General features: G+C 28.9%; 4 protein-coding genes. All 4 read right to left on the bottom strand.

The window, feature by feature from the left end; genetic code table 11:
• Positions 1–178 precede the first annotated feature (178 nt).
• The 4 genes from ACRDDY_RS01390 to ACRDDY_RS01375 all read right to left on the bottom strand — a co-directional run bounded on the left by ACRDDY_RS01390 (position 179) and on the right by ACRDDY_RS01375 (position 4,181).
• On the bottom strand, positions 179–1,678 hold the full coding sequence (locus ACRDDY_RS01390) for a carboxypeptidase M32 (RefSeq protein WP_438563178.1): 1,500 nt from the start codon (positions 1,676–1,678) through the stop codon (positions 179–181).
• An 8-nt stretch (positions 1,679–1,686) separates the two neighbouring features.
• Positions 1,687–1,863, bottom strand: coding sequence for a hypothetical protein (locus ACRDDY_RS01385; protein WP_438563177.1), 177 nt, complete (start codon positions 1,861–1,863; stop codon positions 1,687–1,689).
• A gap of 105 nt (positions 1,864–1,968) precedes the next feature.
• Positions 1,969–3,267 (bottom strand): ABC transporter permease subunit, encoded by a 1,299-nt coding sequence (locus tag ACRDDY_RS01380; protein WP_438563176.1) that lies wholly within the window; start codon positions 3,265–3,267, stop codon positions 1,969–1,971.
• Positions 3,261–4,181, bottom strand: a complete 921-nt coding sequence (locus ACRDDY_RS01375) for an ABC transporter ATP-binding protein (protein WP_438563175.1) — start codon at positions 4,179–4,181, stop codon at positions 3,261–3,263. Before ACRDDY_RS01375 ends, ACRDDY_RS01380 begins: the two co-directional genes overlap by 7 nt.
• Between the last annotated feature and the right edge of the window lie 456 nt (positions 4,182–4,637).

The following is a 4,637-nucleotide window of genomic DNA, read 5'->3' as shown; positions in this document are numbered from 1 at the left end:
ATTGTTTTAGTAAAGAAAAACAGCTAAGCAATTGTTAAAATTGATTAACTGTTCCTTAAAGATTATATCACAATAATTTTTCATTCTATGTATAGAAAAAATCTATTCTTTTGACATTCTATTAACATATTGTTTTTTTTAGTAAAATTATTCTTCTTATGTAAAATTTAAGGTTTTTCTATTTAATTTTATATATAATAGAATATTTTTTATTTAAATACTCTATAAAATACTTTGTCTGTAATTCTTCCCCCGATATCATCTTTATTAACTCTTTAGGTGAATAAATTGCACCATACTTATGAACATTTTCATTAAGCCATTTCTTTACTAGCTTTAATTTTCCATATTTTATATCACTGTATAATTCATTATACTCTTTTTCTAGCACATGTAACATTTGTGCACCATAAAGATTTCCTAATGCATAACTTGGAAAATATCCAAATGAACCATCAGACCAGTGAACATCTTGAAGTATTCCTTCACTATCATCCTTAGGTTCTACACCTAAATATTCTTTATATTTTTTATTCCATTCATCACGAACTTCATCTACTAATATACTTCCTTCAATTAGAGCTTTTTCTATTTCATATCTTATTATAATATGAAGACCATATGTTAATTCATCAGCCTCTGTTCTTATAAGAGATGAGTATACTTTATTTATTCCCTCATAAAACTCTTTTAAACCTACATTTTCAAATTCTTTAAACTGATATTGTAAATATGGATAGAAGTATTCCCAAAACTCAAAACTTCTCCCTATTATATTCTCATAAAATCTTGATTGACTTTCATGAATACTCATAGAAAGACCTGTATCAAGTCCAGTATATTGAAGCTCATTTGGAACATTTTGCTCATAAATTCCATGTCCACCTTCATGAATGCAACTAAATAATGCATTTGTTATATCATCATTTTCATAGTTAGTTGTGATTCTAACATCCTTATTTCCAAATGCAATTGTAAATGGATGCATACTCTCATCTAATCTTCCTAGTTCAAAATCATATCCAATCTTATCTAAGATAAACTTTGAGAACTTTTCTTGTTTTTCTTTATCAAACTTTCCATAAAGGAAACTATTATCAACAATCTTTCCACTCTCTTTTATCTTATTAAGTAATTCTAATATTCCACTCTTTAATTCCTTAAACACACCATCTAATTCTTTTACTGTAAGACCATCTTCATATTGATCTAGTAAGGCATCATATCTTTCATCCTTATATCCATAATAATCTGCAAATCTCTTTTGAAACTCTACCATCTTTTCTAAATGAGGTTTAAATATTTCAAAATCTTTTTTCTCTTTAGCCTCTTCCCATGCACCTTGTGATATTGCTGATGCTAAAATAAATTCCTTATACATTTCCTCTGGTATCTTCTTTGTTTGCTCATATCTTTTCTTAGAAAGTCTTACAATACCTTCATCCATATCTGATAATTCTTCAGTATTCTCTTTAAAATACTCAAGAATTCCTCCAATTTTATCAGATGTAGTTAACTTAAATAACTCTCCTGACAGAAACTCCACAACACCAGCTCTTTGTTCTATTGCTTTCTTAGGCATCTTAGTTTGCATATCCCAATAAGCAATTTCCAGTGCTGCATTCATCTTTCCTATCTTATCTACTTCTACTTTTAATTCATTTATTTTTTCTTTCATTTTTCCTCCTACCATTCAGGTCCAAAATATAAAACTGATTCAGTTTCTCTACAATATTTTGTTACCATACATTCACTAAGCTTTCTTGGACATTTAAAGCATACACACCCTAAATCTTTTCCATCACAATTTCCACTTTTTATTTCTGGACATTCTTCACAATTTACTCCAACACCTGCTGCCATAGTAAAACCTCCTTTTCTCTTTTCTTTTTCTTTTTCTTCCTATATTATAGCAAACTTCTAAAAAAAGAAAAAAGATACCTACTCTCTAGGTATCTTTCCCTTATATTAAACTAATATATCTTTTCTATTGAAATTTATATTTGCAAAAATTAAGAATGCAATTGTTGATACAATCATTAAAATTATTCCAAGCTCTGGTTTATATGAAATATTATTATATACTGAACCTATTTCACCCTGAATAACAAAACCTGGATTATTATATCCTAAGAATGTTAAGTGAGCCATTCCACCTAATTTTTGTGAGAACATTGGTACTATAGAACCTCCAACTAAAATTACTGTTGAAATTGCCATAGCAATCATACTACTCTTACATACTGTTGAAACAAGGAATACTAATGCTGTTCCTGCTACTATAAATAAAGTTTGCATTAATAATACTTGTACCATTAACTCTTTTATTGTTATAAAGTATCCTGAATCTGCAACTTGCACTGCAAACTTCTGTCCATGCTCTTGAAGAGATGTTAAATCATATTGATACTCACGTCCAACTTTAACTAATAAATCTAATCCATCAAAGCCATTCATTATACCAGCACCTATATATATAACTGCTTGTGTTGTCATAATTAAAACTAATAAGACTGTAATTAAAGTTATAAACTTTGCAATTAATATTTTTCCTCTTGATACTGGTTGTATTAAAAGGAATTTAAAAGTTTCATTAGTTGCTTCATCAGCTACTATATCACTACCAAATAAAGCTATAAATAATGGAATTGCAAGAGATAATATCATAGAAAAGTTCATCATTAAAGTTCCTGGATCAAAATTTGAACCATTACTTCTTTTTATGTTCTTATCTAAAGAATCTTGATCTAAAGTTAAACTTTCTTCCATCCATGCAAGTCTTTCTTCAAATTGTCTTACCTGTTGTTCTTTATCCTTTTTGCTAATTAACTTATTTTCTTGAATTTCTTTTAAATCTTTTTTCACTACACTTATCTGCTCTTTTGTAGAAACTATATTATCTTTAATTCCTGTTTGCCATGGAGTTGGATTTATCTTTTCCTTTTCCCAGTGTTTAATTTCTTCCTTAAAAATTTTTATATTTTCTTTTTCACTTTTTATTGAACCTTTTAATCCTTCAATTTCTTCTTTATCAGTTGTCTCTTTTAATCTTTTCTCATCATTTGCAATCCACTCATTTGCAAATTTTATTTGCTCATTAGCTTGTTCTATTCTAAACTCTGGGCTCTCCCACTTTTCAGCACCCTTAGCTCCCACATATGCAATAGTTGTAAGTCCTGCTGCTGCTAAAAAGAAAAGTATTAATAGTACAATTGTTTTTGGTCTTTTAAAAAGTTTTATAAACTCATTTTTAATAAGTGCTAACATGTTTCACTTCCCCCTTCTACTAATTCCATGTATCTTTGCTCTAAGCCTTCCCTATTCTTATAAAGCTCTAAAACTCTAATATCATTTTTTATAAGTACTTGTAAAAGTTTTGGTGAAGTTTTCTCATGCATTACTAAATGATACTTTCCATGAAGTTCAGATATTTTATTTATAAATGATTGTCTCTCTAAAATATCTACTATAGTTTTCTTTTCCTCTTCAACAACTAAAACAAAATTCTCCTTATTTTCTCCGTAAGCAGATTGTCCCATTGTTTCTACTGACTTAATTACACCATCTTTTAAGAATGCAACTCTATCACACATTAACTCAATCTCACTTAAAATATGTGATGATACAAATACAGCAATCTTTCTTTCCTTTGCTATCTTCTTTATAAGCTCTCTAAACTCTCTAATCCCTGATGGGTCTAATCCATTTGTAGGCTCATCTAAAATTAAAACCTGTGGATCTCCAACTAAAGCTATTGCAATCCCAAGCCTTTGCTTCATACCTAAAGAATATCTCTTTGACTTATCGTTTATTCTGTCCTCAAGACCTACAAGCTTTATAATATCCTCAATCTTCTCCTTAGGAATCTTTCTTACCCTTGCAATTTGCATTAAATTTTCTCTTCCAGACAAAAACTTATATATTGCTGGATTTTCAACAACTGCACCAATATGTGTTAAAGCCTCTTCTCTTCTTTTCCCCAAATCCTTTCCACATATCTCAACAGTACCTGCATTCTGTCTTATAAGACCAACAAGCATTCTTATAGTTGTTGTTTTACCAGAACCATTTGGCCCTAAAAACCCAAATACTTCTCCCTCTTCAACTGCAAAATTCAAATCTTTTATTATCTCTCTCTTACCTAAAGACTTCTTTAAATTCTTAACCTCTAAAACAACCATAAATTCTCCCCCTAAAATTTCTATACTCTAAGAATAATAGAAACTTCTTAAGTAAACCCTATACTTTTCCTTAACATTTCCTTAACATTTTCTTAAGCATAAAAAATAAAACTAGTAGAAGCTTTTAATCTCCTGCTAGTTTTAAAATAATTTACTCAACTTTTAAATTAAAGTCAAATTTATAATTAGTGGCTTGTATACCACCTTTAACTCCCCAGTTATCCATAGATGGCTCATTTAAAACAATACTCACTTATTCCTATAATTTTATGAAATTTTTTTAATTTTTCAACAAACTCTAGTCTCTCCATTTCACAAATCTCCTTCCATTTCCTTATACATTATTATAACCAACATCACACCATTATTAAACTCCATCACCTATAAACATCTCCACAAATAAAATTACATAATAAAACATTAGCTATGCTAAAAAGAAAAAATTTGAGCAAAAAT

The sequence above is a fragment of the Clostridium sp. genome (genome assembly GCF_051656525.1).
Taxonomy (GTDB): domain Bacteria; phylum Bacillota; class Clostridia; order Clostridiales; family Clostridiaceae; genus Clostridium.
This window is presented reverse-complemented; position numbering and strand designations above follow the sequence as displayed.

Bases quoted from the DNA above. Each gene is read 5' to 3' on its own strand.
- ACRDDY_RS01390 (WP_438563178.1), bottom strand. From the start codon at position 1,678: ATGAAAGAAAAAATAAATGAATTAAAAGTAGAAGTAGATAAGATAGGA.
- ACRDDY_RS01380 (WP_438563176.1), bottom strand. From the start codon at position 3,267: ATGTTAGCACTTATTAAAAATGAGTTTATAAAACTTTTTAAAAGACCA.
- ACRDDY_RS01375 (WP_438563175.1), bottom strand. From the start codon at position 4,181: ATGGTTGTTTTAGAGGTTAAGAATTTAAAGAAGTCTTTAGGTAAGAGA.
- ACRDDY_RS01385 (WP_438563177.1), bottom strand. From the start codon at position 1,863: ATGGCAGCAGGTGTTGGAGTAAATTGTGAAGAATGTCCAGAAATAAAA.